The 25984-nt window shown below is 72.7% G+C and carries 24 protein-coding genes; 14 read left to right on the top strand and 10 right to left on the bottom strand.

The annotated features are described in order from the left end of the window. Positions 1-3: 3 nt before the first annotated feature. A complete protein-coding gene (locus F6B42_RS03170) occupies positions 4-2001 on the bottom strand; it encodes a M13 family metallopeptidase (RefSeq protein WP_191089249.1) in 1998 nt (665 codons plus the stop codon). A gap of 46 nt (positions 2002-2047) precedes the next feature. Next, complete coding sequence (locus F6B42_RS03165) at positions 2048-3841, bottom strand: alpha/beta fold hydrolase (protein ID WP_150418127.1); 1794 nt, start codon at positions 3839-3841, stop codon at positions 2048-2050. A 143-nt stretch (positions 3842-3984) separates the two neighbouring features. On the opposite strand from F6B42_RS03165, the gene F6B42_RS03160 reads away from it, so the two are divergent. Beyond that, positions 3985-5307: an MATE family efflux transporter gene (locus tag F6B42_RS03160; protein ID WP_150418126.1), complete on the top strand. Its 1323-nt coding sequence runs from the start codon at positions 3985-3987 to the stop codon at positions 5305-5307. 21 nt (positions 5308-5328) lie between these two features. Here F6B42_RS03160 and F6B42_RS03155 read toward each other — a convergent pair whose 3' ends face one another. Next, a complete protein-coding gene (locus F6B42_RS03155; RefSeq protein WP_150418125.1) occupies positions 5329-5970 on the bottom strand; it encodes a TrmH family RNA methyltransferase in 642 nt (213 codons plus the stop codon). Positions 5971-6098: 128 nt separating this feature from the next. On the opposite strand from F6B42_RS03155, the gene F6B42_RS03150 reads away from it, so the two are divergent. Continuing rightward, positions 6099-6737, top strand: coding sequence for a metal-dependent transcriptional regulator (locus F6B42_RS03150; protein ID WP_150418124.1), 639 nt, complete (start codon positions 6099-6101; stop codon positions 6735-6737). A gap of 42 nt (positions 6738-6779) precedes the next feature. Here the strand turns inward: F6B42_RS03150 and F6B42_RS03145 are convergent, their stop codons facing one another. Next, positions 6780-7742 (bottom strand): SDR family NAD(P)-dependent oxidoreductase, encoded by a 963-nt coding sequence (locus F6B42_RS03145; protein WP_150418123.1) that lies wholly within the window; start codon positions 7740-7742, stop codon positions 6780-6782. Positions 7743-7784: 42 nt separating this feature from the next. Between F6B42_RS03145 and F6B42_RS03140 the strand changes: the two genes are divergently transcribed. Both F6B42_RS03140 and F6B42_RS03135 read left to right on the top strand, forming a co-directional pair. Next, entirely contained in the window at positions 7785-8594 is an 810-nt protein-coding gene (locus tag F6B42_RS03140; RefSeq protein ID WP_150418122.1) for an HAD-IIA family hydrolase, read from the top strand. A 135-nt stretch (positions 8595-8729) separates the two neighbouring features. Further along, the gene (locus F6B42_RS03135; protein WP_223878306.1) at positions 8730-8915 is read left to right on the top strand and encodes a hypothetical protein; all 186 of its coding nucleotides are present in this window, start codon (positions 8730-8732) and stop codon (positions 8913-8915) included. A 33-nt stretch (positions 8916-8948) separates the two neighbouring features. Here F6B42_RS03135 and F6B42_RS03130 read toward each other — a convergent pair whose 3' ends face one another. The 3 genes from F6B42_RS03130 to F6B42_RS03120 form a co-directional block, all read right to left on the bottom strand. Further along, positions 8949-10037, bottom strand: coding sequence for an alkene reductase (locus F6B42_RS03130; RefSeq protein WP_150418120.1), 1089 nt, complete (start codon positions 10035-10037; stop codon positions 8949-8951). Positions 10038-10098: 61 nt separating this feature from the next. After that, complete coding sequence (pyrE, locus tag F6B42_RS03125) at positions 10099-10677, bottom strand: orotate phosphoribosyltransferase (RefSeq protein ID WP_150418119.1); 579 nt, start codon at positions 10675-10677, stop codon at positions 10099-10101. A gap of 77 nt (positions 10678-10754) precedes the next feature. Beyond that, positions 10755-11249, bottom strand: coding sequence for a metallophosphoesterase family protein (locus F6B42_RS03120; RefSeq protein WP_150418118.1), 495 nt, complete (start codon positions 11247-11249; stop codon positions 10755-10757). A 472-nt stretch (positions 11250-11721) separates the two neighbouring features. On the opposite strand from F6B42_RS03120, the gene F6B42_RS03115 reads away from it, so the two are divergent. From F6B42_RS03115 to F6B42_RS03105, 3 genes are all read left to right on the top strand, one after another. Continuing rightward, complete coding sequence (locus F6B42_RS03115; protein ID WP_150418117.1) at positions 11722-12561, top strand: exodeoxyribonuclease III; 840 nt, start codon at positions 11722-11724, stop codon at positions 12559-12561. Positions 12562-12637: 76 nt separating this feature from the next. Further along, entirely contained in the window at positions 12638-13939 is a 1302-nt protein-coding gene (locus F6B42_RS03110; RefSeq protein WP_150418116.1) for a sensor histidine kinase, read from the top strand. Continuing rightward, positions 13936-14616, top strand: coding sequence for a response regulator (locus F6B42_RS03105; protein ID WP_150418115.1), 681 nt, complete (start codon positions 13936-13938; stop codon positions 14614-14616). Before F6B42_RS03110 ends, F6B42_RS03105 begins: the two co-directional genes overlap by 4 nt. A 39-nt stretch (positions 14617-14655) precedes the next feature. Here the strand turns inward: F6B42_RS03105 and F6B42_RS03100 are convergent, their stop codons facing one another. Together F6B42_RS03100 and F6B42_RS03095 are read right to left on the bottom strand one after the other, a co-directional pair. Then, a complete protein-coding gene (locus F6B42_RS03100) occupies positions 14656-15996 on the bottom strand; it encodes a DUF2029 domain-containing protein (protein ID WP_150418114.1) in 1341 nt (446 codons plus the stop codon). A gap of 69 nt (positions 15997-16065) precedes the next feature. After that, positions 16066-17859 carry a glycoside hydrolase family 15 protein gene (locus F6B42_RS03095; RefSeq protein WP_191089248.1) on the bottom strand — a complete coding sequence of 598 codons (1794 nt, stop codon included), beginning with the start codon at positions 17857-17859 and terminating at the stop codon, positions 16066-16068. 88 nt (positions 17860-17947) lie between these two features. Here F6B42_RS03095 and F6B42_RS03090 point away from each other — a divergent pair, with 88 nt between their 5' ends. The 3 genes from F6B42_RS03090 (at position 17948) to F6B42_RS03080 (ending at position 21482) form a co-directional block, all read left to right on the top strand. Continuing rightward, complete coding sequence (locus F6B42_RS03090; protein WP_150418112.1) at positions 17948-19312, top strand: glucose-6-phosphate dehydrogenase; 1365 nt, start codon at positions 17948-17950, stop codon at positions 19310-19312. A 143-nt stretch (positions 19313-19455) separates the two neighbouring features. Further along, entirely contained in the window at positions 19456-20397 is a 942-nt protein-coding gene (locus F6B42_RS03085) for an ABC transporter ATP-binding protein (protein WP_150418111.1), read from the top strand. Continuing rightward, positions 20394-21482: an ABC transporter permease gene (locus tag F6B42_RS03080; protein ID WP_150418110.1), complete on the top strand. Its 1089-nt coding sequence runs from the start codon at positions 20394-20396 to the stop codon at positions 21480-21482. Before F6B42_RS03085 ends, F6B42_RS03080 begins: the two co-directional genes overlap by 4 nt. Positions 21483-21564: 82 nt before the next feature. Here F6B42_RS03080 and F6B42_RS03075 read toward each other — a convergent pair whose 3' ends face one another. Further along, positions 21565-21954 (bottom strand): VOC family protein, encoded by a 390-nt coding sequence (locus F6B42_RS03075; protein WP_150418109.1) that lies wholly within the window; start codon positions 21952-21954, stop codon positions 21565-21567. A 148-nt stretch (positions 21955-22102) separates the two neighbouring features. Here F6B42_RS03075 and F6B42_RS03070 point away from each other — a divergent pair, with 148 nt between their 5' ends. From F6B42_RS03070 to F6B42_RS03055, 4 genes are all read left to right on the top strand, one after another. After that, the gene (locus tag F6B42_RS03070) at positions 22103-22684 is read left to right on the top strand and encodes a nitroreductase family protein (protein ID WP_150418108.1); all 582 of its coding nucleotides are present in this window, start codon (positions 22103-22105) and stop codon (positions 22682-22684) included. 142 nt (positions 22685-22826) lie between these two features. Next, positions 22827-24029, top strand: coding sequence for a type III polyketide synthase (locus tag F6B42_RS03065; RefSeq protein WP_150418107.1), 1203 nt, complete (start codon positions 22827-22829; stop codon positions 24027-24029). After that, the gene (locus F6B42_RS03060; RefSeq protein ID WP_150418106.1) at positions 24020-24718 is read left to right on the top strand and encodes a methyltransferase domain-containing protein; all 699 of its coding nucleotides are present in this window, start codon (positions 24020-24022) and stop codon (positions 24716-24718) included. Before F6B42_RS03065 ends, F6B42_RS03060 begins: the two co-directional genes overlap by 10 nt. Further along, on the top strand, positions 24711-25865 hold the full coding sequence (locus tag F6B42_RS03055) for an FAD-dependent oxidoreductase (RefSeq protein ID WP_150418105.1): 1155 nt from the start codon (positions 24711-24713) through the stop codon (positions 25863-25865). The genes F6B42_RS03060 and F6B42_RS03055 overlap by 8 nt, the downstream gene beginning before the upstream one ends. Positions 25866-25984: the final 119 nt, after the last annotated feature.

Genomic DNA, 25984 nt, shown 5'->3' with positions numbered 1-25984 from the left:
GGGTCACCAGATGGTGACGCGGCGCTCCGGCTCGAGCCACAGCTCATCGGCATCCGAGACGTCGAACGCGTCGTAGAAGGCGTCGATGTTGCGCACGATCTGGTTGCAGCGGAACTCGTTGGGCGAGTGCGGGTCGATCGTGAGCAGCCGGATCGTCTCGGCGTCGCGTCCCTTCTGCTGCCAGATCTGTCCCCAGCTGAGCAGCAGGCGCTGGATGCCGGTGAACCCGTCGATCACGGGGCCGTCGGGCGCCTCGGCGAGCTCCTCGGCCGGCAGGGTCGCCGCGAGGTGCAGACGGTACGCCTTGATCGCGATGCCGAGCCCACCGAGGTCGCCGATGTTCTCGCCGATCGTGAGCGCACCGTTGACGGTGTGCTCGGCGGCGAGCCCCTGCGGGACGAGGGCGTTGTACTGCTCGATGAGCGCGCCGGTGCGGTCCTGGAACGCGGCGCGGTCCTCGTCGGTCCACCAGTCGTTGAGGGCGCCGGTGCCGTCGAAGGCGCTTCCCTGATCGTCGAAGCCGTGGCCGATCTCGTGGCCGATGACCGCGCCGATGCCGCCGTAGTTCGCCGCGGCATCCCGATCGGACTCGAAGAACGGGAACTGCAGGATCGCCGCGGGGAAGACGATCTCGTTCATCAGCGGGTTGTAGTACGCGTTGACCGTCTGCGGCGTCATGAACCACTCGTCGCGGTCGATCGGGCGACCCAGCTTGCCGAGCTGACGCTCGTACTCCCACTCCGTCGAGCGCAGCACGTTGCCGAGCAGGTCGGTCGGGTCGATCTCGAGCGCCGAGTAGTCCTTCCACCGCACCGGGTAGCCGATCTTCGGCGTGAAGGCCGCGAGCTTCTCGAGCGCGCGCCCCCGCGTCTCCGGCGTCATCCACTCGAGCTGCTCGATCGACCGTCGGTAGGCCTCGATGAGGTTCGCGACGAGCTCGTCCATCTCGGCCTTCGCCTGCGGCGGGAAGTGGCGCTCGACGTAGATGCGGCCGACCGCTTCGCCGAGGGCCGCCTCGACGATGCTCACGCCGCGCTTCCAGCGCTCGCGGTTGACCGGCACGCCGCTGAGCTGCGTGCCGTAGAAGGCGAAGTTCTCGGCCACGAAGGGGTCGGGCAGGAACGGCGCCGACGACCGCACGACCTGCAGTCGCAGCCACGACTTCCACTCCTCGAGGCGCGCGGGCACCAGGAGGGATCCGAGGCCGCTGAGGAAGCTCGGCTGATTGACGTTGATCTCGGCGAAGCCGTCGGTGTGGCGCGGGGCGAGTCCGTCGCGCCACGGCTCGAGATCGATCCCGGTGAGTTCCTGGACCGCGCTCCAGGGCATGAGGTTGTAGGTCGCGACGGCATCGCGGTTCTTCACGTTGTCCCAGTGATGGGATGCGAGCTCGGTCTCGAGCGCGAGGATCCGCTCGGCGTGCTCCTCGCCGTCGGCGACGCCGGCGAGCTCGAGGATGCGCTGGGCGTACCCGCGGAAGGCGGTGCGGGTCTCGGCGAAGCTCTCGAGGCGGTAGTAGCTCTCGTCCGGCAGCGACAGCCCGCCCTGGACGAAGAAGAAGACGTAGCGCCGGGGGTCGCCGGGGTCGGGCTCGATGTAGGTGCCGATCATCCCGCCGATGCCCTCGCGCTCGAGCTCGCCGACCGTGCGCAGGAGCGCGGGGATCGAGTCGATCGCATCGACGCGGGCGAGCTGGGGCTGCAGCGGCGCCGCGCCGAGGGCGTCGATGCGGCCGGTGTCCATGAAGCTCGCGAACATGTCGCCGACCTTGCGCTCCACCGTGCCCGGCTCGGCGGCGGCGGCGTCGTCGATGATCGCGCGGACGTCCTTCTCGGCCTGCTCGGCGATGAGGTGGAACGAGCCCCAGCGGGCCTTGTCGTCGGGGATCTCGGTGCGCTCGAGCCAGCTGCCGTTGACGTACCGGAAGAGGTCGTCCTGGGGGCGGATGTCGGTGCTGAGCTCGTCGACGGCGATGCCGGAACGGGAGGCGGGATCGGTCATGGCACCCATGCTAGGCCGCGACGCCGACGCTACCTGAGGAGCGCGTTCAGCGTTCCGTGGTGGTACACCCCTCGGCTACCGGCAGACCGGCGAAGCGGTCCCGCGTCCAGTCGAACAGCTCGTCGATGAGGGGCGAGGGCCGCTCGACCACGCCGGCGTGCTCGAACCCGTCGTAGATGCGGAAGTCGACGTCCTGCCCCGCTGCGCACATCCGGTCGACGAAGGCCGCCTGCGAGGCGACCGGGATCACGCTGTCCGCGCCGCCGTGGGCGAGCAGGAGCGGCGCGGTCGATCGCAGCGGCGCCGTGTTCTCGCGCAGGCGTGCTCCCAGATCACCGGATGCCGGGGACCGCGAGAAGAGGGCGGGGTCGCGGCTCATGCCGAGCGCCGCCGCGACGGAGAGGACGATCGTGGGGTCGGAGAGGCATCGCTCCGACATCTGCCGCAGCGCCGTCTCGGCACCCGGTCTGACGTAGTCGCGGTAGTCGATCTCGGGGTAGATCTCCGAGAACGACCGGAACGCGTAGGACGCGAAGATGCTGCCGCCGGTCACGCTCGAGATGCCCTGCACGAGGGCCGCCGGGTCGCTCGCCGGGGCGAGGGCCGCGACGCCCTGCACCCAGACGTCGGGTGAGTACTCTCTGGCGAGCGACCCCGACCACAGCGCCGCGGCGCCGCCCTGCGAGTGGCCCCACACGACGGTGCGCGCACCGAGGTCGGCTTCCTCCAGCTCGCGCGCGGCGCGGACGGCGTCGAGGGAGGCGTAAGCGCTCGGCGGACCGACGAGGTACGGATGCGGCCCCTCGGTGCCGAGCCCGATGTAGTCGGTGCCGACGACCGCCCACCCCTCTTTTATCGCGCGCGGGAGCATGTAGAACGCGCCGGCCCAGAGGCCGCGCGGCTGCAACGAGGGCGCGCAGTGCTCGGCGAAACCGGTCGTCCCGTGGCTCCAGTCGATCACCGGCCAGCGGCCGTCGCCCTCGCGCGGCACGGCGACGATCGCGCTCGCGACCCGCACCCGGCCGTCGACCCCGGTCGTCGTGTAGAGGATGCGCCACCCCTCGGCACTCGCGGGGATGCCGCCCGTGAACGGCTCGGCGCGCACCAGCCGGCCGGGCTCGTCGGGCAGATCGCGGGGGGCGGCGTAGAAGTCGTCGACGACCGTCGACCCTTCGCGCAGCGGCGTGGTGACGATCGTCGTCGAGACGGCGAGCGCCACGGAGGCGACGGCGATGACCGTGCGCCCCCACCGGCGACGCGGGGCCCCGTCGGTTTCCGCGCCGCCGGCACGCTCGTCGCGCCGGCGGCGCAGGCGCGTCCACAGGTCGACCACGCCGCTCATGATGAGCCGCGCGCCGAACACGACCGCGACGACCAGCAGCGTGATGTCGGGCCAGAAGAGGGCGAGCGCGCCGAAGATGACGCCCGAGACGCCGAAGGCGCCGTCGGCGATGCGCGCATCGAGCGTGCGTCCGCGCCCGAAGACCGAGAGGACCCCGAGGATGCCGCCGAGCAGCAGCAGGACGCCGACCACGACGGCGACGACGCGGACGGTGAGGCCGGGCGCGAGCAGCACGATCGCCCCGCCCAGGAGCCACGCGGCGCCCGTGACCGTCCGCCAGCGCGGGCGCTCGCCCTCGCCGTCGCGACCGGTGAGCTCGAGCAGGCCCGTCAGAGCCATGCCGCCGCCCAGGAGCCACGCGAGCACGTCGAGGGCGGTCGTCGGGCGGATGACGATGACGACGCCGAGGACGACGGCGACGACCGCCACGGCGATGCGCACCCCTTCGGGCAGGCGGGCGTAGAGGCGCCCGATCGCCAGGCGCTGCAGCAGCCGCATCCGATTCCTCCCCGACGCGGCGAAGTCGCACACGTCCCGAGCGATCAACCGTAGCGAAGCGGCCCGGGTGCGCCGGGTCGCTCGACAGCGCACGCAGGACGTGCAAGACGCGGACGCCGAGGACGGGCCCCTAGGCTCGGAGCATGGCCCGCGCCCGCACCCTCAACCGCGAGATCCTCCGGTTGGCGGTTCCGGCCCTCGGCGCCCTCATCGCCGAGCCGATGTTCCTCATCGTCGACGCGGCGCTCATCGGTCACCTCGGGGTCGTCCCGCTCGCCGCGCTCGGCATCGCCGGAGCCGTGCTGCAGACGATCGTCGGCCTCATGGTGTTCCTCGCCTACGCGACGACCCCCGCCGTCGCACGGCGGTTCGGAGCGGGCGACTCCACGAGCGCCGTCAGCGCGGGCATCGACGGACTCTGGCTGGCCCTGGGCCTCGGAGCGGTGCTCGCCGTCGTCGGCTCGGCCGCGACGCCCCTGCTGGTGGGGATGTTCGGCCCCTCCGACGCTGTGGCCGCCGACGCCGAGACGTACCTGCGCCTCTCGATGTGGGGGCTGCCGGCGATGCTCATCGTGTTCGCCGCGACCGGGCTCCTCCGCGGGATGCAGGACACCGTCACGCCGCTCTGGATCGCCGGGCTCGGCTTCGGCGCGAACACCGTGCTCAACGTGCTCTTCATCTACGGCTTCGGGTGGGGCATCGCGGGCTCGGCCCTCGGCACGATCGTGGCCCAGTGGGGCATGGTCGGCGCGTACGCGGTCGTCGTCGGCCGCCTCGCGCGGCGGCACGCGGCATCCCTGCGTCCTCGCGCCGACGGCATGCGCGGCTCGGCGCGCCTCGGCGGCTGGCTCTTCCTGCGCACGGTGTCGCTGCGGGTGGCGCTCCTGTCGACGGTCGCCGTCGCGACGGGGCTCGGCACCGACGAGCTCGCCGGCTGGCAGGTGGCGTTCACCATCTTCTCGGCCGCCGCCTTCGCACTCGACGCACTCGCGATCGCCGCCCAGGCGCTCATCGGACGCGGCCTCGGCGCGGGCGACGAGGCCTTCGTGCAGCGGGTGCTGCGGCGCACCGTCGCGTGGGGCGCCTGGTTCGGCGTCGTCGTCGGCGCGGCGATCGCGGCGCTCTCGGGTGCGATCGGACTGCTGTTCACCGGCGAGCCCGCGGTCGCCGCGCTCGTGCAGCCGGCCCTGCTCGTGCTCGCGGTCGCGCAGCCGATCTGCGGCGTCGTCTTCGTGCTGGACGGCGTGCTGATGGGAGCGGGCGACGCCCGCTACCTCGCGATCGTCGGCGGGCTGAACCTCGTGCCGTTCGTCCCGGCGCTCGTCGTGGTGGCGGCTCTGCAGCCCGCCGGCGCGGGCGGGCTCGCCCTGCTCGCGACGGCCTTCTTCGGCGTCTACATGCTCGCCCGCCTGCTCACCCTCGGCTGGCGGGTGCGGCGCGGCGACTGGCTGCGCATCGCGGTCTGAGCGGTCTCGGGGTCCGAGCGGTCACGCCCAGCGGCGGCACCACTCGTACATCACGACGGCGCCCGCGGCCGACGCGTTGATCGAGCGTGTCGAGCCGTACTGGGTGATCTCGACGACGACGGATGCCGCGGCCACCGCCTCCGGCGAGAGCCCCGGCCCTTCCTGTCCGAACAGCAGCACGCAGCGCTCGGGCAGATCGGCCCGGTCGACGGGGACCGACCCGTCGACGTTGTCGACCGCGACGACCGGGATGCCGGCATCCGCCGCCCACGCGGCGAAGGAGGCGACGTCCTCGTGGTGGCGGACGTGCTGGTAGCGGTCGGTGACCATCGCGCCGCGCCGGTTCCACCGCCGGCGCCCGATGATGTGCACCTCGGCTGCGCCGAACGCGTTGGCGCTGCGCACGATGGAGCCGATGTTCATGTCGTGCTGCCAGTTCTCGATGGCGACGTGGAAGGGATGCCGGTGCTCGTCGAGGTCGGCGACGATCGCCTCGAGCCGCCAGTAGCGGTATCCGTCGACGACGTTGCGCCGATCGCCCTCGGCGAGCAGCTCGGGGTCGAATCGCGGATCGTCCGGCCAGGCGTCCGCGCCGCCCGGCCACGGTCCCACCCCGACCGGCAGTTGAGGCTCGGGCTCGCCCGCCGGGTCGGTTGCATCCACCGACCCAGGCTATCCGGAGCCGGATGCACGGCCGGGCGCCGAATGCACGGCATCCAGACGTCCGCGTGCCGTGCACTCGACGGGATGCCGTCCACTCGGCCGCCGGCGGGGGCTGGATATCCTGGGGTGTGCCCTCCCCCGCCGTCGACGACTACCTCAAGGCGATCTACCACCACACCGAGTGGCAGACCGCGCCGATCACCCCGTCGCAGCTGGCCGCGAACCTCGGGCTCGCGCCCTCGACGGTCACCGAGATGGTGCGCAAGCTCGCCGCCCAGGACCTCGTCTCGCATCGGCCGTACGGTCCCGTCACCCTCACCGGGACGGGGCGGCTGCGCGCGGCATCCGTCATCCGGCGGCACCGGCTCATCGAGACCTGGCTCGTCCGCGAGTTCGGCTACGCGTGGCACGAGGTGCACGACGAGGCCGAGGTGCTCGAGCACACGATCAGCGACCGCCTCCTCGCCGGCATCTCGGCGCGCCTGGGCGATCCCCGGTTCGATCCGCACGGCGATGCGATCCCGGATGCCGCGGGCGAGGTCCATCGCGAGCCGTTCGTGCTGCTGGCGGACGCCCCGGTCGGCCACCTCGGACGCATCCTGCGGGTGAGTGACCGCGACCCGGCCCTGCTGCGGGCGCTCGAGGAAGCGGGCCTCGACGTCGGCCACAGCGTCACGGTCACCGGCCGAGGCGCCGTGGCGATCGACGCGGCCGAGCCGGTCGCCCTGCCGGACGGCGCCGTCAGCGCCGTCTGGATCACGGCCTGACCTCCGGTCGCGCCCGCCCCCGGCACCCCGCCCGGGGCGCCCTCAGCCCTTCGCGCGGGTCCGGCTCGCTTTGAGGTACGGCCACGGCGCCCGGGTCGCCTGCTCGCAATGCGTCCAGACGCGCTCCGCGACGTCGGCATCGCGGGTGATGGCGGCGGGGGTCGCGCGCACCGGCGCGCCCCGCAGCACGCCGGACGGTCCGTAGAACTCGCCGCCCACGGCATCCGGATCCACGAGGGCGCGCACGAGCGGCCAGGCGCCCTGTTCCTTCGACTGCGTGACCGCTGCCTGCAGGCCGTCGGCGAACCGCGTGCGGCGCGACGGTTCGTTGATTCCGGCGATGCCGCGGGTGCGCCCGCTCGTCGAGTAACCGGGATGCGCGACGAGGCTGTCGACGGGAACGCCGCCCCCGGCGAGGCGGCGGTCGGCCTCGAGCCCCAGCGCCGTCGTGGCCACCTTCGACTGCACGTAGGCGCGCCACGGCGAGTACTCGCGCTCGAGCTCGATGTCGGCGGGGTCGTACTTCCAGATCGAGGTCGACACCGATCCGAGCCACACCATGCGGCCGCGGCCGGCCGCGAGGGCGATGAGCAGCTCGCCCGCGAGGGCGAAGTGACCGAGCACGTTGGTCGCGAAGACCAGCTCGTGACCGTCGTAGGTGGTCTTGCGGCGGCGCGGCGGGTGCACGACGCCGGCGTTCAGCAGCAGCCCGTGCAGCGGCTTGCGGCCGCGCGCGGTGGCGGCGGCCGCGCGCACCGAGCCGAGGTTGCTGGTGTCGAGCAGCAGCGTCTCGACCGATCCGACGCCCTCGGGCAGGGCCCGCAGCACCGAGGCGCGGGCGGTCGCGAGACGCTGCGGGCTGCGGCCGGTCATGATGACGTGCGCGCCCGCCGAGGCGAGCTGCAGCGACGAGAAGTAGCCGAGGCCCGCGTTCGATCCGGTTACCAGGTAACGCTTGCCCGACAGATCGGGAAGCTTCCGGGGGTCCCAGTCGTCGCGCGCCACGAGTGAAGACTACGTCGCGGAGCGCCGCACTAGGCTGGGGCCATGCGGACACGCGCCGATATCGAGTGCTGGCTCACCGACATGGACGGCGTTCTCGTCCACGAGAACCACCCCATCCCGGGAGCGGCCGAGCTGCTCGCGCAGTGGCGCGAGACCGGCACGCCGTTCCTCGTGCTCACGAACAACCCGTTCTTCACCCCGCGCGACCTCAGCGCGCGGCTCGCCCGCTCCGGCCTCGAGGTGCCCGAGGAACGCATCTGGACCTCGGCGCTCGCCACCGCGGACTTCCTGCGCTCGCAGCATCCCGGCGGCTCGGCGTTCGTGATCGGCGAGGCGGGCCTGACGACGGCCCTCCACGAGGCCGGATACATCATGACCGAGACCGACCCCGACTACGTCGTCGTCGGCGAGACCCGCAACTACTCGTTCGACGCCATCACGAAGGCCATCCGCTTCATCAACGCGGGCGCGCGATTCATCATCACGAACCCGGATGCCACCGGGCCGACGCCCGAGGGCGTGGTCCCGGCGACCGGCTCGTTCGCCGCACTCATCTCGCACGCGACCGGCAAGGCGCCCTACGTCGTCGGCAAGCCGAACCCGATGATGTTCCGCTCGGCGATGAACCGCATCGGCGCGCACTCCGAGAACACCGGGATGATCGGCGACCGGATGGACACCGACGTCGTCGCGGGCATCGAGGCGGGCCTGCACACCGTGCTCGTGCGCACCGGCATCGCCGACGACGCCGAGATCGAGCGCTATCCGTTCCGACCCGACGAGATCCTCGACTCGGTGGCCGACCTCCTCAGCGCCGAGCCGTACGAGGTCGAGGAATCCGACCTCCTCTGACGCGATCGGCGGTCACCGGCATCCCATGAACGACATCGAGCAGAACCTGCTGCTGATCAGCGCGGCCCTCATGCTGACGACGACGCTCGTGATCGTCGTCGTCCAGCTCGTGCGCCGCCGCGGGAAGGACGACTGATGGCGGTGGTCCTCGCCCTCACGGGCCTCATCGTGCTGCTCATCGCGCTGGTCATCTTCGTGCGCAATCAGCGGATCGGCGACGACGGCACCAACCGTGGCTCGACCCGGCGCGGTCTCATCCTGCTGACGTTCCTCGGCCTGGTGCTCGCGCTCGCCTCGCAGCTGCCGGTGTTCCAGGGCTGAGTCGCCCCGGAGCACCGACAGCCGTCGCGCGGATCAGACCGCCGCGCGCACCTCGTCGAGCGTCGGGTAGTCGGTGTAGCCCTCGGCGGTCGAGCCGTAGAAGAGCTCGGGCCGGGGCGCGTTGAGCTCGGCATCCTGCTGCCAGCGCGAGACGAGGTCGGGGTTGGCGATGACCGGGCGGCCGACAGCGACGGCCTCGGCCCATCCCTCGTCGACGAGGCGCTCGGCCTCGTCGCGCGTGGTCGGCGATCCGAAGCCGGAGTTCAGCACGAGCGGCGCGCCGACGGTGCGGCGGATGTGCTGCACGAGGTCGCCCGTCGGGGTGGCGCTCAGCACGTCGACGAAGGCGAGACCGAGCGGGGCGAGACCCTCGGCGAGCGCGGTGTAGGTGGCGCGGGCATCCGCATCGTCCTCTTCGAGCACCCCCTGGATGTTGTGCTGGGGCGAGAGTCGGATGCCGGTGCGGTCCGCCCCGATCGCGTCCGCGACCGCGCGCGTGACCTCGACGGCGAAGCGTGCGCGGTTCTCGGGCGACCCGCCGTACGCGTCTTCGCGGACGTTGGAGACCGGTGAGAGGAACTCGTGCACGAGGTAGCCGTTGGCGCCGTGCACCTCGACCCCGTCGAGACCGGCGGCCACAGCTGCACGGGCCTGCTGCACGAACTGCTCGATGACCGTCGGGATCTCGTCCTCGGTGAGGGCGTGCGCGACGGGCATGTCGGCCTTGCCCTTCGGGGTGCGCGTCTGGCCGGGCGCGGCGAGCGCGCTCGGCGCGACGACACGATCGGCGCCGGTGATGTCGGGGTGCGAGACGCGGCCGCCGTGCATGAGCTGCATGACGATGGTGCCGCCAGCGGCATGCACCGCATCGGCGATCCGTCGCCAGCCCGCGATCTGCTCGTCGGTGACCAGGCCCGGCTGACCCGGGTACGACTTGCCCTCGGCGACGGGCCACGTGCCCTCGGTGACGATGAGCCCCTGGCCCGCGCGCTGCCGGTAGTACTCGACCATGATGTCGGTCGGGACGCCGTCCTCGGTCGCACGGGTGCGGGTCAGCGGCGCCATCACGACGCGGTTCGAGAGGTTCAGGGCGCCGAAGCGGGTGGGCTCGTACAGACTCATGACGAGGGGCAACCGCCGCGACCCCGTCGGCTATTCCGAGCTGCGCGCTCGGGCGCCACGGCTACTGGGGCTGCAGCCCCAGGTCGTCGAGGTCGATCGCGGCGAGCCACTGCAGTCCCGCGGCCTCGACGGCGGCCTGCGCGCCGGTCTTGCGATCGACGATGACGGCGACGGCGACGGGCTCCGCACCCTCGCGACGGAGCGCCTCGACGGCCTTCAGCGCCGACTGCCCGGTGGTCGAGGTGTCTTCGACCACGACGACGCGCTTGCCCGCGACATCCGCGCCCTCGATCTGCCGGCCGCGGCCGTGATCCTTCGGCTCCTTGCGCACGACGAACGCGTCGAGCGGCGTCCCGGCGCGCACCGACTCGTGCAGCACGGCGTTCGCGATCGGATCGGCGCCGAGGGTCAGCCCGCCCACGGCGACGACGTCGTCGATGCCGGCGACGAGGTCGAGCATGATGCGGCCGATCGCGGGAGCGGCGCGGTGATCGAGGGTGAGGCGGCGCATGTCGACGTAATAGGTCGCCTTCTTGCCGCTCGAGAGGGTGAAGTCGCCGTGGAACACCGCCTCGTCCTGGATCAGGCGGATGAGTGCCTGGCGGTCGGCTTCGAGTTCGGCGGTCGCGGCGACGGTCATACCGCCGATTCTACGAGCCGCGGGTTCTCGGATGCCGCGGCTGCCGCCGCTGCCGCCGCTGCCGCCGCCTGCCGCGCTCAGACCACCACGAGGTCGACGTGCCGCAGCTCGGCGCCGTCGATCGTGAGCGTCAGGAACGTCTTGTGCGGCTGCCGGCGCCGATCCGTGGGCGACCCGGGATTGAGAAGACGCAGACCGGCCGGTGTCGTGGTGTCCCAGGGGATGTGGCTGTGTCCGAACACGAGCACATCGGTGTCGGGGTACGCGGCATCCATCCGCTTCTCGCGTCCCGTCGAGGCGCCCGTCTCGTGCACCACCGCGAGCCGCACGTCCTCCACCCGTCGCCGAGCGACCTCGGGAAGCCGGGCGCGCAGATCGTCGCCGTCGTTGTTGCCGTAGACCCCGAGCACCTCGCCGTGCCGCTCCAGCTCGTCGAGGACGGATGCCGCGACCCAGTCGCCGGCGTGGACGATGAGGTCCGCGGCGTCGGCGGCCGCGAGCACCGCATCCGGCAGCGCGCGAGCGCGCCCGGGGATGTGCGTGTCGGCGATGAGCAGCAGGGTCGTGGCCATACCCGACGGTACCCGGCCGGCGCGCTCGACCGCGTACCAGAACGCCCGGAACCGCGATGCAAGGGATGCTGCGCGACGCGCCGCCGCGAAGCGCTGGGCCCGAACCGCGATGCAAGGGATGCTGCGCGACGCGCCGCCGCGAGGGCCCGGCGCGCGGCATGTCGACCACCATCCCTTGCATCGCGGCGCGGGCGAGCCGCACCGCACGACGGACCGGATCACCGATGGTCGAGACGACCGCGAGGACCGCGATGCAAGGGATGCTGCGCGACGCGCCGCCGCGAGGGCCCGGCGCGCGGCGTGGCGGCGATGATCCCTTGCATCGCGGCACGGGCGGGCAGCGGCACGGGCGGGCAGCGGCACGGGCGGGCAGCGGCGCGGGCGGGCAGCGGCACGGGCGGGCAGCGGCGCCGGCGGGCAGCGGCGCGGGCGGGCAGCGGCGCGGGCGGGCGCGGGCAATAGGCTGGACACCATGCGCCTGGCCACCTGGAACGTCAATTCGGTCCGAGCACGCGTCGACCGCATCGTCGGGTTCGCGGTGAACGAGGACATCGACGTGCTGGCCATGCAGGAGATCAAGTGCAAGCCCGAGCAGTTCCCGCTCGAGCAGTTCGAGGCGGCCGGCTACCACGTCGAGCTGCACGGCCTGAACCAGTGGAACGGCGTGGCGATCGCGAGCCGCGAGCCGATGACCGAGGTCGAGGTCGGATTCCCGGGCATGCCCGGCTTCCTCAAGGGCCACGAGGGTCCCGACGCCCCGCAGGAGGCCCGCGCCATCGCCGCGACGGTCGGCGGCGTGCGCGTGTGGAGCCTCTACGTCCCGAACGGCCGATCGCTCGACGATCCCCACTACGCCTACAAGCTGCACTGGCTCGAGGCGCTCGAGCGCTACACGCGCGACACGCTCCGCACCCGGCCGGATCTCGCACTCGCCCTCACCGGCGACTTCAACATCTGCCCGACCCCCGACGACGTCGGCGACCCGACGCTCGTCGAGGGCGTCACCACCCATGTGTCCCCGCCCGAGCGCGCGGCGTTCCAGGCGCTGCTCGATGCCGGACTCGCCGACACGGTGCGCCCGCTCGTGCCGACGGGGTTCACGTACTGGGACTACAAGCAGCTCCGGTTCCCCCGCAACGAGGGCCTGCGCATCGATTTCATCCTGGGCTCGGCGCCCTTCGCCGACGCCGTCGTCGGCGCCGCGATCCACCGCGATCAGCGCAAGGGGGAGGCGCCCAGCGACCACGTACCGGTCGTCGTGGACCTCGACCTCGACGGCACCGAGGACGACGACCGCCCGATGATCTTCTGACCAGCACCCCGCTCGACGCCGCTGCTCCCCCGCGCGGGGGATGCCGCGCGACCACCCGCCCCGTAGCGTTGTGGCCATGCCCGTGGTCTCCTCCGCCCCCGATGAGCGCCCGGCCGCGACACCCGAGCAGCTGCGCAACGACGTCTGGCTCGCGGCGGCCCTCCTCGTCAGCGCCATCCTCAGCACCTGGCTCGGTCAGGTCGCCGGCGTGTACGCCCTCGAGCCGCCCCATCTCGGCTGGGGGCTGCTCTACTCGGTCGCCCTGACCGCCCCGCTCGCGCTGCGTCGTCGCGCACCCGAGATCGCGCTCGTCGTCGTGGCGATCGTCTATTTCGTGGGGATGTCGGTGCACATCCCGGAGATGTACGTCGGCAGCATCGCCCTGTTCATCGCCATGTACTCCGTCGGCGCGTGGGTCACCGATCGACGCCGCGCGATGATCGTGCGCGTCGTCGTGATCGTGGGCATGTTCGTCTGGCTGCTCGCGTCGATGTTCCGCTCGGCGGCGACCGCCGGCGAGGAGACGGCCGCGGAGTTCTCGCTCTTCTCCCCCGCCGCGGCGCTGATGATGCTGCAGTTCCTCTTCAACGTCGTGTTCTTCGCGGGCGCGTTCGCCTTCGGCGAGCGCGCGTACGTCGGCGCGCTCAGTCGCGAGGCGCTCGAGCAGCGCACGCGCGAGCTCGAACGGGAGCGCGAACTCACCGCGGCGCAGGCCGTCGCGCTCGACCGCGTGCGCATCGCCCGCGAGCTGCACGACGTCGTGGCCCACCACGTCTCGGCGATGGGCGTGCAGGCGGGAGCCGCGCGCACCGTGCTCGAACGCGATCCCGAGAAGGCGCGCGGGGCTCTCGCCGTGGTGGAGCAGTCCGCGCGCGCCTCGCTCGTCGAGCTGCGCCAGCTCCTCGAGACGCTGCGCACCTCCGACACCGCATCGCCCGGCGGGTCGACCCTGCGGCTCGACGCGATCGGCGAGCTCGTGCGGTATTCGACCGAGAACGGGATGCCGACGACCCTCACCGTCGTCGGCGAGCCGATCGCGGCATCCGAGGTCGCGCAGGTCAACCTCTACCGCATCGCTCAGGAGGCGCTCACGAACGCGCGCCGGCACGGCGGGCCGGACGCGCGTGCGGACGTGCGGCTGCGGTTCGACGGCGACCAGGTCGAGCTGGAGATCGCCAACGACGGACGCGTGCGGTACGGCGGCACGCCGGGCCTCGGGCTCGTGGGCATGCGGGAGCGCGCGGCGGCGTCGGGTGGCTGGCTCGAGGCGGGACCCCGGCCGCGCGGCGGCTTCCTCGTGCGGGCGCGCGTGCCCGCGGGGGCGGGAGCGGCATCCGGCGGCGTATCCGCCACGACCGATCACGGCGTCCTCGCATGACCGCGCCGGCCGCGACCACGATCGTCCTCGTCGACGATCACACCGTCATGCGGGCGGGGTTCCGGATGATCCTCGAGGCCGGCGGCGACATCGACGTCGTCGGCGAGGCGGGCACGGGCGCGGAGGCGGTCGACCTCGTGTCGCGGCTGCGTCCGGACGTCGTCTTCATGGATGTGCAGATGCCCGGCATGGACGGCCTCGAGGCGACCCGCCGCATCATCGCGGATGCCGGCAACACCAGCGCCGTCGTGATCGTGACGACCTTCGACCGCGACGACTACCTGTTCCAGGCGCTCGAGGCAGGCGCGAGCGGATTCCTGCTCAAGAACGCCGGGCCCGAGGAGCTCACCGCCGCCGTGCGGGTCGCGGCCGCCGGGGATGCGCTGCTGGCGCCGGAGGTCACGCGTCGGGTGATCTCGCGGTTCGCCGGGGACGCCGCGCCGGGGCCCGAACCGACACCGCCGGCGCGGGTCGCGGGCAGCGACGTCGGCCTCACCGAGCGCGAGAGCGACGTGCTGCGCCTGCTCGCCACGGCGCTCAGCAACGCCGAGATCGCCCGCGAGCTGTTCATCGGCGAGGCGACCGTGAAGACGCACGTGTCGAACATCCTCATCAAGCTCGCCGTGCGCGATCGCGTCGCCGCCGTCGTCTTCGCGCACCGGCACGGCCTCGTCTGAGGCCGGCGCCGGAGACCGCGGCCGACGGCCGAGGTCCGGTCAGACCGGGTCGCCGATGGGCGAGAGGCGCGGCCGCTGCGGAGCGATGTGCACCGGCTCGTCGCGCGTGCGCCGGGGCATCGCGACGCGCCACAGCGCGTGGACGCTCCAGACGAACAGCGCCACCAGCAGCGCGTTCCGCGCGAGCAGCAGCGAGGCGGCGAACGGATCGGCGCGGACGAGCGGCATGTAGAAGATCGGGAAGACGAGGGTCGTCAAGAAGCTCGTGATCGCCATCCACAGGGCGGGCGTCCGCCAGCGGTCGGGATCGACGAGGATGCCGACCGCGACGATCGGCGCGAGCCACAGCATGTACTGCGGCGATCCGACCTTGTTGAACACGATGAGCGCCGTCGTCATCGCGAAGGCTCCCAGCACGATGAGCTGACTCTCGGCGATGTCGGTGCGGCGGGCGTCGCCGACCCAGGTCATGCGGGCCCGCAGCAGCAGCAGCGCGATCGCGACGAAGGCGATGATCATGAGCCAGCCGACGATCTCGCCCGCGGCCATGGCGCCGTGACCGATGACCTCGCGCGTGGCGAGTTCGTAGTTCTGGCGGATGCGGGCACCCGGCAGCTCCCAGATGGTCGCCCAGACCCAGGGGGTCGCGACCGGCGCCTCGAGCTGCGGGGCGCGCTGGCCCTGGATGGTCAGGAAGCTGAACAGGTTCGAGCCGCCGCCCGCGGCGACCACGGCGACCATGATGCCCACGCTCGCGGCGAGTCCGCCGAGGGTGACCCACCACCGCGTGCGGCTCACCGCAACGACGGCGGCGGCGATGGCGGCGGGCCAGACCTTGACCCAGGTCGCGCAGGCGATGAGGGCGCCGGCGACCACGGGACGACGCGCGATCCACACGAGGCCGGCGATCGCGAGGGGCGCCGCGATGCCCTCGAGACGGAGCATCGAGACGGGCGCGAGGAGCAGCACGCTGAGAAGCCAGTACCAGGCCGCCGGGTAGCCGGAGCGCCGCTGCAGCCGCGGACCGGCGAGCGCCGCCAGGGCCAGCCAGTTCGCCCCCGCGATCATGAGCAGCCAGAGCAGCTGATAGAGGTAGGGCCCCAGAGCGATCGGCAGCATGATCGGCACGAGGGCGCCGGCCGGATAGACCCAGTCGAAGTCGACGATCGGCCACGTGCCCTGGACGGCGTCCTGCGCCCACTGCCGGTACAGCGGCAGATCGCCCTCCGTTCCGCCGGTCACGATGAGCGGGAGAAGGGCGAGGATGTAGGCCGCGTGCAGGGCGACGAACCCGGTCGCGAGGCCCCGACGGGTGCGACCGAAGGCGGCGAGCCGCTCTCGCCTGGTCGCCGGGCGGGGGGATGCCGGGGTGGACGTCACGACGGCATCATAGGGCCGCGGCATGAGCGGGAAGTGAACGCGTCTCTCCGGATGCCGCGGACGTTCCCGTCACCTGCGGTGAGCCGCGCGTCCGGAATGGCCGGCGAGGGCGTCGGCGGCACCGACGAGCGCGAGGTGCGACAGCGCCTGCGGCGTGTTGCCCGCCTGCCGCTGCGCACCCGTGTCGTACTCCTCCGAGAGCAGCCCGACGTCGTTGACGAGCCGGCACAGCCGCTGCATCAGCGCCGCCGCATCCTCGTTCCGGCCGCTCGCCGCGTACTGCTGCACGAGCCAGAACGAGCATGCGAGGAACGGGTGCTCGTCGCCGCTGAGACCGTCGACGTTCCCGCCGGTGCGGTAGCGCAGCACGAGACCGTCGCGCAGAAGGGTCCGCTCGATGCGCTCCACGGTGGCGAGCATGCGCGGGTCGTCGGCCGCGCAGAATCCGACCTGCGGCAGCAGCAGCAGCGACGCGTCCGTCTCGTCGGTCGCCTCGTGCTGCGTGAAGTGGCCGCCCGCCGCGCTCACACCCTGCTCGTCGATCTGCGCCCGCACCCGGTCGCGCAGTGTCCGCCACCGCGCTGCGTCGCCGGTCATGGCCTGCTCCTCGACGGCACGCACGCCGCGGTCGAACGCCGCCCACACCATGACCCGCGAGTGCGTGAACAGGTGCAGGTCGCCGCGCATCTCCCAGATGCCGTGATCGGGACGATCCACCTCATCGGCCACCTGATCGAGCAGGGCGCGCTGAAGGGCCCACGAGTACGGCGTCTCGGCCACTCCCGCCAGCCGCGCGGCCTCGAGGGCCACGAGCACCTCGCCGATGACGTCGGCCTGGTACTGGTCGACGGCACCGTTGCCGATGCGGACGGGGGCCGATCCGGCGTACCCGGGCAGGTTCGGCAGCTCGCGCTCGGGCAGGTCGCGCTCGCCGCCGATGCCGTACATGATCTGCACGTCGGCCGGGTCGCCGGCGACGGCGCGCAACAGCCAGTCGCGCCAGCGCTCGGCGGCGTCGAGGTAGCCGTGCGCGATGTAGGCCTCGAGGGTGAGCGCGGCGTCGCGCAGCCACACGTAGCGGTAGTCCCAGTTGCGCGAGCCGCCGAAAGTCTCGGGCAGCGATGTCGTCGCCGCCGCGACGATCCCGCCGGTGTCGGCGTGGGTGAGGGCCCGCAGCACGAGCATCGATCGCTGCACGTGCGCGGCCCAGGGGCCGGAACGGTCGACCGGCTCCGCCCAGCGACGCCAGCGCTCCCGCGTGGACGCCAGGGCCGCGTCGACGTCGAAGGCCGCCGGCAGCGCTCCGAACGAGGGCTCCCAGCGCAGCACCGAATCGACGACGTCGCCGGCCGTCACGCGCCACTGCCCCTCGTGCATCGTGTCGGTGGCGCGCAGCCGCGGTCCGCGGTGGGTCACGGCGTCGGGCCCCGCGACGGCGAGCAGCACCGGCTCGTCGTCGTCGACGATCTGGCGCACCCACGGCACCGCCCGGGCGTAGTCGAAGCGCAGTCGCAGCTGCGTCCGCATCGCCACCGTGCCCGACACCCCGCGGACGCGCCGCACGACGGCCTCGACGCCGTCGTCGGTCGGCAGGAAGTCGTGCACCTCGACGACGCCCGCGGCGCTCTCCCACCGCGTGATCAGCACGAACGTGTCGCCGTCGTACCGGCGAGTCGCGACGGCATCGGGATCGACGGGCCGGAGGCTCCAGCATCCCGCCGTCTCGTCTCCCAGCAGCGCGGCGAAGATCGACGCGGAGTCGTAGCGCGGCAGGCAGAGCCAATCGATGCTCCCGGCGTCGGAGACGAGGGCCGCCGTGCGACAGCTGCTGAGCAGCGCGTAGCTCTCGATCGGGGCGGGCATCGTCGTCATTGTGCCCCCTCGCGGACCCGCACGACAAGCATCGGGCGATCACAGGCGCCGCGGGTGCGGCGCCCGTAGGGTGGCGCCCATGACCGCCGACACCACCCTCATCATCCTCGGCGCCTCGGGCGACCTCACCGCACGGCTGCTGCTGCCCGCTCTCGGGCAGCTCCTCGCACGCGAGCCCGAGCGCCGGGTGCGCCTGCACGGTGCCGGCGTCGACGACTGGAGCGACGACCGGTGGCGAGACCGCGTCCGCGAATCGTTCGCGACGACCGACTCGGCCGCCGCGTTCGAGGCCATCGCCGAGACCGCCTACTCGCGCGCCGACATCACCCGGCCCGAAGACCTGCAGGCGCTCCTCGACCGCGCCGAGGGGCGTCCGGCGCTCTACTTCGCCGTGCCGCCGGCTGTGGCGGCCGCCGCGTGCACGGCCCTGTCGTCGGTCAAGATCCCCGAGGGCACGATCCTCGCACTCGAGAAGCCGTTCGGCTCGGATGCCGCCACCGCCACCGAGCTGAACGAGACGCTCGCGCACCTCGTCCCCGAGGAGCAGGTGTTCCGCGTCGACCACTTCCTCGGCCGCTCGACGGTGCTGAACCTGTTGGGCGTTCGATTCGCCAACCGCCTCGTCGAGCCGGTGTGGTCGGCGGACGACATCGCGTCGATCGTCATCCAGTACGACGAGTCGCTCGGGCTCGAGGGCCGCGCCGGCTACTACGACCACGCAGGTGCGCTCATCGACATGATCCAGAGCCACCTGCTGCAGGTGATGGCGTTCGCGACGATGGAGCCGCCGGCATCCCTCGACGAACGCGACCTGCGCGCCGCGACAGCCGCGGTGCTGCGGGCCACGGCGATCTGGAACGACGACCCGGCGGCCTCGTCGCGGCGGGCCCGCTACACCGCCGGCGAGATCGAGGGCCGGCACTTCCCCTCCTACGTGGACGAGCCCGGCGTCGACCCGGCCCGCGACACCGAGACCCTCGCCGAGGTGACGGTCGAGGTGCGCAACGCCCGCTGGCAGGGTGTTCCGATCACGCTCCGCTCGGGCAAGGCACTGGGGCACGCGGACGCCGAGGTCATCGTCCGCTTCCATCCGGTGCGCCATCTGCCGCAGGGATTCCGCGGCGACCCCGACCCGACGATCCTGCGCTTCTCGCTCGGCCCCGACACCATGACGCTCGAGATGAACGTCAACAGCGGTGCCGACCCGTTCGAGCTCGAACGCGCCGATCTCGTCGCCGACCTCGGCGAGGGCGCCCTGAAGGCGTACGCCGAGGTGCTCTCGGGCATCCTCGACGGCGACGCGATGCTGTCGGTGCGCGGCGACGCGGCCGTCGAATGCTGGCGGATCGTGCAGCCGGTGCTCGACGCGTGGCGAGCCGGCGAGGTGCCGATGGACGAGTACCCGGCCGGCGTCTCCTCCCCCGAGGGGTGGCCGCAGCACTGAGCCCGCAGCACTGATGCCTCCCCCGCCGGACGGGGGCCGTCACGGGCCGGAATCCGCCGACCGGGGGATGTCTCGACCCCGGCCCGATCCCTAGCGTTGAGTCACCGGAGAACACCGGATGACGGACCGCTCAAGGAGACGGAATGCTCGAACTTCGCGGCATCACCAAGAACTACGGGACGCACCGCGTCCTCGACGACGTGGGCTTCACCGTCCCCGACGGTCGCCTGACGGGCTTCGTCGGCGGCAACGGCGCGGGCAAGACCACGACCATGCGCATCATGCTCGGCGTGCTCTCCCGAGACGCGGGCGAGGTGACCCTCGACGGCGCCGCGCTCACGGCATCCGACCGTCGACGCTTCGGGTACATGCCCGAGGAGCGCGGTCTGTACCCGAAGATGAAGGTGCTCGAGCAGATCGTCTACCTCGCGCGGCTGCACGGCTTCTCGAAGACGGATGCCACGACCCGCGCCCGCGCCCTCCTCGAGGAGCTCGGACTCGGCGAACGGCTGGACGACAACATCGAGACCCTCTCGCTCGGCAACCAGCAGCGAGCCCAGATCGCGGCGGCCCTCGTGCACGACCCCGAGGTGCTGATCCTCGACGAGCCGTTCTCGGGGCTCGATCCCCTCGCCGTCGACGTCGTGGCCGGCGTGCTGCAGTCCCGCGCGGCGCAGGGCGTCGGCGTGCTGTTCTCCTCCCACCAGCTCGATGTCGTCGAGCGCCTCTGCGACGACCTGGTCATCATCGCCGGCGGCACGATCCGCGCGGCCGGCACCCGCGACGAGTTGCGTCGCCGCCACGAGGGCCACCGCTACGAGCTGGTCTCGACCGGCGACGCCGGATGGCTCCGCGGTGAACCCGGCATCGAGGTCGTGGAGTTCGACGGCGGCTACGCCCTCTTCGACGTCGACAGCGACGGCACCGCGCAGCGCGTGCTGCAGCGCGCGGTCGCCGCCGGCGACGTGCTGAGCTTCAGCCCGCAGCATCCCACCCTCGCCCAGATCTTCGCGCAGGTCATCCAGGACGACGCGTCCCCGGAAGACCGGATGCCGCAAGACCGCACCCAGGAGGTCGCCTCATGAGCACCGCATCCCCCTCGTTCGCCCAGAGCACGTGGCTCGTCGCCGAGCGCGAGATCGGCTCGAAGCTGCGCAGCAAGTCGTTCATCATCTCGTTCGCGATCCTCTTCCTCGCCGCCCTCGCCCTCGTGATCTGGGGCGGCTTCAGCGCCGGCAATGCGAGCGGATCGCCCGTCGCCGTCACCTCCGACGCGTCCTCGTACGTGCAGAACGCCCCGGGCCTCGAGGTGCAGCAGGTCGCCGACCGCGCCGCCGCCGAGGCGGCCGTGCGCGGCGGGGACGTCGACGCGGCGATCGTCGCCGACAGCTCCTCGCCCACCGGCTTCGTCGTGATCGGCGACACGGCGGTCTCCAACACGATCCTGCTCTCGCTCGCCCAGCTGCCGCCGGTCGAGCTGCTCGATCCGTCGGGCGACGCCGGCTTCCTCGGCTACCTCGTCGCCGTCGGCTTCGGCGCGGTCTTCTTCATCTCGGCGCAGATCTTCGGCGCGACGATCGCGCAGTCGGTCGTCGAGGAGAAGCAGACCCGCGTCGTCGAGCTGCTCATCTCGGCGGTGCCGGTGCGGGCGCTGCTGGCCGGCAAGGTGATCGGCAACACCGTCCTCGCGATGGGGCAGATCCTCATCCTCGCGGCCGTGGCGGTGATCGGTCTCACGGTGACGGATCAGACCGAGCTCCTCACCGGCATCGGCGCGCCGATCGCATGGTTCGCGGTGTTCTTCCTCTTCGGCTTCGTGCTGCTGGCGGCCCTGTTCGCCGCGGCCGCCGCCATGGTGTCGCGCCAGGAGGACATCGGCACGACGACGACGCCGCTGCTCATGCTGATCATGGCGCCGTACTTCCTCGTGATCTTCGCCTGGAACAACCCGCTCATCCTCGGGATCATGTCGTACGTGCCGTTCTCGGCGCCCGTGGGAATGCCGATGCGCCTGTTCCTCGGCGATGCGCAGTGGTGGGAGCCGCTGCTCTCGCTCGCCGTGCTCCTCGCGACCTGCGTCGGGGCGATCCTCGTCGGCGCGAAGATCTACGAGAACTCGCTCCTGCGCATGGGCGCCCGCGTGAAGCTGTCGGAGGCGCTGAAGCGCTGACGGGTCTCGCGCACGGCAGAAGTCGGCGTCAGCTGCGGCATCCCTGGTCGGATGACCGCGGCTGGCGCCGACTTCTGCGTGTTCAGGCCTGCATCACGGCGAGCACGTTGCCGGCGGGGTCGCGGAACCAGGCGATGTCGGGGCCTCGGCCCTCGCCGCGGACGATCCCGCGCTCATCGGAGGCGAAGAGGTCGTCGGGGTAGATCTTCGTCTCGACGCCGCGCTGCCGCAGATCGTCGACGGCGGCGTCGATGTCGTCGACCGGGAAGTTCAAGATCGTGAAGCTCGCCGGCGCATGGTTCGGCTTGGCGTAGGCGAGGATGCCGCCGCCGGAGGCGAGCCGGATCTCGAGGAACCCCATCGCGTTGGTCTCGACATCGAGCCCGAGGGTGTCGGCGTAGAAGGTGCGGGCGGCATCGATGTCGTCGACGCTGAAGCCGCTGAAGGCCCCGTCTGTGGTGAATGCGCTCATGCCCTCAGGGTCGCGGCGCGGCGACACCCGCACAAGAGGGCCTTGGACCGACCCGGCATGTCGGGGAATGACGGCGGAGCACCGGGCGTTGGGCGGTGTCAGGACAATGGGGTCCGACGCAGTCCACTGAACAGATCGGGAGAATCCCATGTCCCTCGTTGAAGAGCGCGTCGCCGAGACCGACGCCCCCGTCCTCGACATCCTCGCCGCGCGCTGGAGCACGCGTCTCTACGACGACGTGTCGCCGATCGACGAGGACGCCCTCGCGAGCGCCCTCGAGGCAGCCCGCTGGACGCCGTCCGCCTTCAACGCGCAGCCCTGGCGCTTCGTCGTCGCCCGCCGCGGCACCGGGACCCACGCGAAGGTCGTCGACGCGCTCGTCGACTTCAACAAGGCCTGGGCCGGCCCCGCCGCCGCCCTCGTCGTCTTCGTCGCCGAGACCGAGATCGACGGCAAGCCCGTGCCCACCGCGCGTTACGACCTCGGCCAGGCAGCCGCGCACTTCACCGTCCAGGCGCACGCCGACGGCCTCTACACCCACCAGATGACCGGGTACGACGCCGAGCTGCTCGCGGCGAATCTCGGCATCGAAGCGCCCCTCGTCCCCGTCACCGTGATGGCCGTGGGCGACCTCGGCGACGTCGAGGGCGCCCCCGCCGCGATCCGCGAGCGCGAGCTGTCGCCCCGTACCCGCCGCCCCGTCGCCGAGTCGGTGCTCATCGACGACTGACCGCGCTGGTCGGACGACAGCGCCCCGCCGAACATCCGCCGGCGGGGCGCTGTCGCATTCGCGGCGCCGGCGCACCATAGACGAGGGCCGCGGCATCCGACAGTCCCGCTCCGGCCACGGCCGACGGGAGTTAGGGTCAAGCATGACCGCCCGCATCCTGGCCATCGGCACCGCCGTGCCTCCGGCCCTGCTCCGCCAGAACGAGGTGCGCGACCTCTTCGCGTCGCAGCCGGGCATCGGCCGACTCTCGCAGCGGCTCGTCCGCGCCGCCTTCGACGCCTCCGCGATCGAGACGCGCCACACGGTGCTCGACGACCTGGCGAGCGCGCTCGGCGACCCGGCGACGGACGCCGCACCGTCGGATGCCGCACCTGCCCGCCTGCCGGTGATCTCCGACGCGGGCGCCCTCCTCTCCCCCACCACGGGCGCCCGGAACGACGCGTACATCGCCGCGGCGCCCGGCCTGTTCGCCGCCGCAGCCCGCGAGGCGCTGGGGGCGGCATCCGTCGATCCCGCCGACGTCACCCACGTCGTGACGGTCTCGTGCACCGGGATGTTCGCTCCGGGGCCGGATTACCGGCTCGTCCGCGACCTCGGGCTCCGAACGAGCGTCGAGCGGTACCACCTCGGCTTCATCGGCTGCGCCGCCGCCGTGCCGGCGCTGCGCGCGGCCGCCCGCATGTGCGCCGCAGACCCGGAGGCCGTCGTGCTCGTCGTGTGCGCCGAGCTGTGCACCCTGCACTTCCGCGTCGCCGACGACCCGGATCAGATCCTCGCCGCGTCGCTCTTCGCCGATGGGGCCGCCGCCGCGGTCGTCAGCGCCGATCCCGCCCGACGCGGCGAGCGCTGGCTGGATCTCGACCGGTTCGGCACGGCCGTCACCGACGAGGGCGAGAGCGACATGACGTGGACCGTCGGCGACGCCGGCTTCGAGATGGTGCTCTCCGCCGAGGTGCCCCGCATCATCGGACGGGAGATCCGCGCCGCGGTCGACGGAGTCGTCGCGGGTGCCCGGGTGGACACCTGGGCCGTCCACCCGGGCGGGCGGAGCGTGCTCGATCGCGTCGAGTCGGGTCTCGGCCTCGCGCCCGACGCCCTGGAGCTGTCGCGGGCGGTGCTGCGCGACCACGGCAACATGTCGAGCGCGACGATCCTCTTCATCCTGCGTTCGCTCCTGCACGGCGAGGCGCTCGGCGACGGCGAGACGATCGCGGCGCTCGCCTTCGGACCGGGACTCACCCTGGAGGCCGCGATGCTGACCGCCGGCGTCGCAGCGACCGCCGGCAGTCCGGCAGCCGCCGGGGCCGCACGCCCCCTCGCCGAGCCCGTCGCATCGTGGACCTGAGCCGGCGCGACACGGCCCTCCGCGAGCTGATGGACGACCCGGACTGCGATCCGGTCGCCCTCGCCGCGACCCTGCGTCGCTTCGACACCGTCAACCGCGTCGTCAGCGCGTGGGGCACCGTGTGGCGGCGTCACCTGCGTCCGGCGCTCGAGCGGCTGGACCGACCGGCGCGCGTGCTCGACATCGGGTCGGGCGGCGGCGATGTCACCGCCCGACTGGCCCGCCTCGCCGAGCGCGACGGCGTCCGAGTCGAGTGGGTCGGTATCGACCCCGATCCCCGCGCCCTCGAGGTCGCCCGGGAGCGGGCGCGACCGGGGCTGCAGTTCCGCAGCACCGATTCGGCGGCCCTGCGGGCCACCGGCGAGCGGTTCGACGCGGTCGTCTCCAACCACGTCCTGCACCACCTCGGCGACGCCGAGCTGCGCTCCTTCCTCGCCGACTCCCGCGCGCTCTCGAGCGGACTCGTGCTCCACGCCGACATCGAGCGCGGCCGCATCGCGTACGCGCTGTACGCCGCCGGCATCCTGCCCCTGCAGCGCGGCACGTTCCTGCGCACCGACGGGCTGCGCTCGATCCGTCGCAGCTATCGCGCAACGGAGCTGCGGCAGACCCTCGCGTCCCAGGGCGAGTGGCACGTGCTGCGACCGGCGCCGTTCCGGGTGCTGGCGGTCGGACGCGAACGTGACTGACGTCGTCGTCGTCGGCGCGGGACCGGTCGGTATGCTGCTCGCCGCCGAGCTCGCGCGGCGCGACGTCGACGTCGCGGTGCTCGAGCGGCGGGAGACCAGCGGGGGCGGCTCGCGCGCGATCGGACTCCACGCGCCGGTCCTGGCTGCGCTCGAGGCGGGCGGGGCCACCGACCGCATCCTCGAGCACGCGCTCCGCGTGTCGCGCGGCGAGGCCCGCTCCGACGGCGAGCTCATCGGAACCGTCCGCTTCGACCGGCTCTCGCTCCGGCATCCGTACGTCGCGACGCTCCCGCAGGCGATGACGGAGGCGGCGCTGTCGGCCGGCGCGCCGGAGCCGGAGCGCGGAACGACCGTGCGCCGGATCCGCCTCGACGGCCATCGGGCGCACGTCGCGACGACGAACGCCGCGGGCGCCGAGCGCGAACGCGTCGCGCCGATCGTCGTGGTCGCGGCGGGCGTGGGCGCCCGAGACCTCGTCTTCCGGCCGTCGGCGGTGCGGCGCACGTCGTACCCCGACCGGTACCTGATGAGCGACGTGGCGGTGCCCGGCCGTGCCGACGCCGACGTCGCCGTCGTGCATCTCGCCCGCGGGGGCGTGCTCGAGTCCTTCCCCCTGCCCGGCGATCGACGACGCTTCGTCGCCTGGGACGGGGAGTCGGATGCGGGACCGGACGATTCCCCCGGCGCCCGGCTGGCGCGCCTGCGCGCGGCGATGCGCGAGCGCGGCGAACCCGAGGCCGCCGAAGCCCTGACCGGGGCGACGGGGTTCCGGGTGCGCCGTGTCCTGGCTCCCGCGATGCGCCGCGGGCGGCTCCTCGTCATCGGCGACAGCGCCCACGAGATCAGCCCGATCGGCGGCCAGGGCATGAACCTCGGACTCCTGGATGCCGCGACCCTCGCGCCCCTGCTGGGCGACTGGGTCCGCACGGGCCGCGAACCGGCCGACGCTCTCGCCCGGTGGGAGCGGGAGCGCCTGCGGTCGGCCCGCACGGCCGGTCGCATCGCCGCGGTCAACATGCGGCTGGGACGACCCGTAAGCGCGCCGACCCACGCGCTGCGGGCGCGGTCGCTGGGAGCCGTCCTCAGCGCGACCGGATCGCTCGTCCCGCGGGCCTACGCGATGGGGCTCGACGCGGCCGCGCGCTGAGGTAGCGGGGCGGGGCTGCGCTGCCGCCGAACCCACCCGTCATCGCCGAACCCACCCCTCCGTTCTCGGCCACGAAGGGTGGGCTCGGGCGCACCGGGTGGGCTCAGGCTCAGCCGAGG

Origin of the sequence: Microbacterium radiodurans (assembly GCF_008710705.1) — a bacterium.
GTDB lineage: Bacteria > Actinomycetota > Actinomycetes > Actinomycetales > Microbacteriaceae > Microbacterium > Microbacterium radiodurans.
This window is presented reverse-complemented; position numbering and strand designations above follow the sequence as displayed.

Excerpts from the sequence above, each read along its gene's own strand:
- F6B42_RS03170 (WP_191089249.1), bottom strand. The coding sequence starts at position 2,001 with ATGACCGATCCCGCCTCCCGTTCCGGCATCGCCGTCGACGAGCTCAGC.
- F6B42_RS03165 (WP_150418127.1), bottom strand. The coding sequence starts at position 3,841 with ATGCGGCTGCTGCAGCGCCTGGCGATCGGGCGCCTCTACGCCCGCCTG.
- F6B42_RS03160 (WP_150418126.1), top strand. The coding sequence starts at position 3,985 with ATGGCCCGCGCCCGCACCCTCAACCGCGAGATCCTCCGGTTGGCGGTT.
- F6B42_RS03140 (WP_150418122.1), top strand. The coding sequence starts at position 7,785 with ATGCGGACACGCGCCGATATCGAGTGCTGGCTCACCGACATGGACGGC.
- F6B42_RS03135 (WP_223878306.1), top strand. The coding sequence starts at position 8,730 with ATGGCGGTGGTCCTCGCCCTCACGGGCCTCATCGTGCTGCTCATCGCG.
- F6B42_RS03130 (WP_150418120.1), bottom strand. The coding sequence starts at position 10,037 with ATGAGTCTGTACGAGCCCACCCGCTTCGGCGCCCTGAACCTCTCGAAC.
- pyrE (WP_150418119.1), bottom strand. The coding sequence starts at position 10,677 with ATGACCGTCGCCGCGACCGCCGAACTCGAAGCCGACCGCCAGGCACTC.
- F6B42_RS03120 (WP_150418118.1), bottom strand. The coding sequence starts at position 11,249 with ATGGCCACGACCCTGCTGCTCATCGCCGACACGCACATCCCCGGGCGC.
- F6B42_RS03115 (WP_150418117.1), top strand. The coding sequence starts at position 11,722 with ATGCGCCTGGCCACCTGGAACGTCAATTCGGTCCGAGCACGCGTCGAC.
- F6B42_RS03110 (WP_150418116.1), top strand. The coding sequence starts at position 12,638 with ATGCCCGTGGTCTCCTCCGCCCCCGATGAGCGCCCGGCCGCGACACCC.
- F6B42_RS03105 (WP_150418115.1), top strand. The coding sequence starts at position 13,936 with ATGACCGCGCCGGCCGCGACCACGATCGTCCTCGTCGACGATCACACC.
- F6B42_RS03095 (WP_191089248.1), bottom strand. The coding sequence starts at position 17,859 with ATGCCCGCCCCGATCGAGAGCTACGCGCTGCTCAGCAGCTGTCGCACG.
- F6B42_RS03090 (WP_150418112.1), top strand. The coding sequence starts at position 17,948 with ATGACCGCCGACACCACCCTCATCATCCTCGGCGCCTCGGGCGACCTC.
- F6B42_RS03085 (WP_150418111.1), top strand. The coding sequence starts at position 19,456 with ATGCTCGAACTTCGCGGCATCACCAAGAACTACGGGACGCACCGCGTC.
- F6B42_RS03080 (WP_150418110.1), top strand. The coding sequence starts at position 20,394 with ATGAGCACCGCATCCCCCTCGTTCGCCCAGAGCACGTGGCTCGTCGCC.
- F6B42_RS03075 (WP_150418109.1), bottom strand. The coding sequence starts at position 21,954 with ATGAGCGCATTCACCACAGACGGGGCCTTCAGCGGCTTCAGCGTCGAC.
- F6B42_RS03070 (WP_150418108.1), top strand. The coding sequence starts at position 22,103 with ATGTCCCTCGTTGAAGAGCGCGTCGCCGAGACCGACGCCCCCGTCCTC.
- F6B42_RS03065 (WP_150418107.1), top strand. The coding sequence starts at position 22,827 with ATGACCGCCCGCATCCTGGCCATCGGCACCGCCGTGCCTCCGGCCCTG.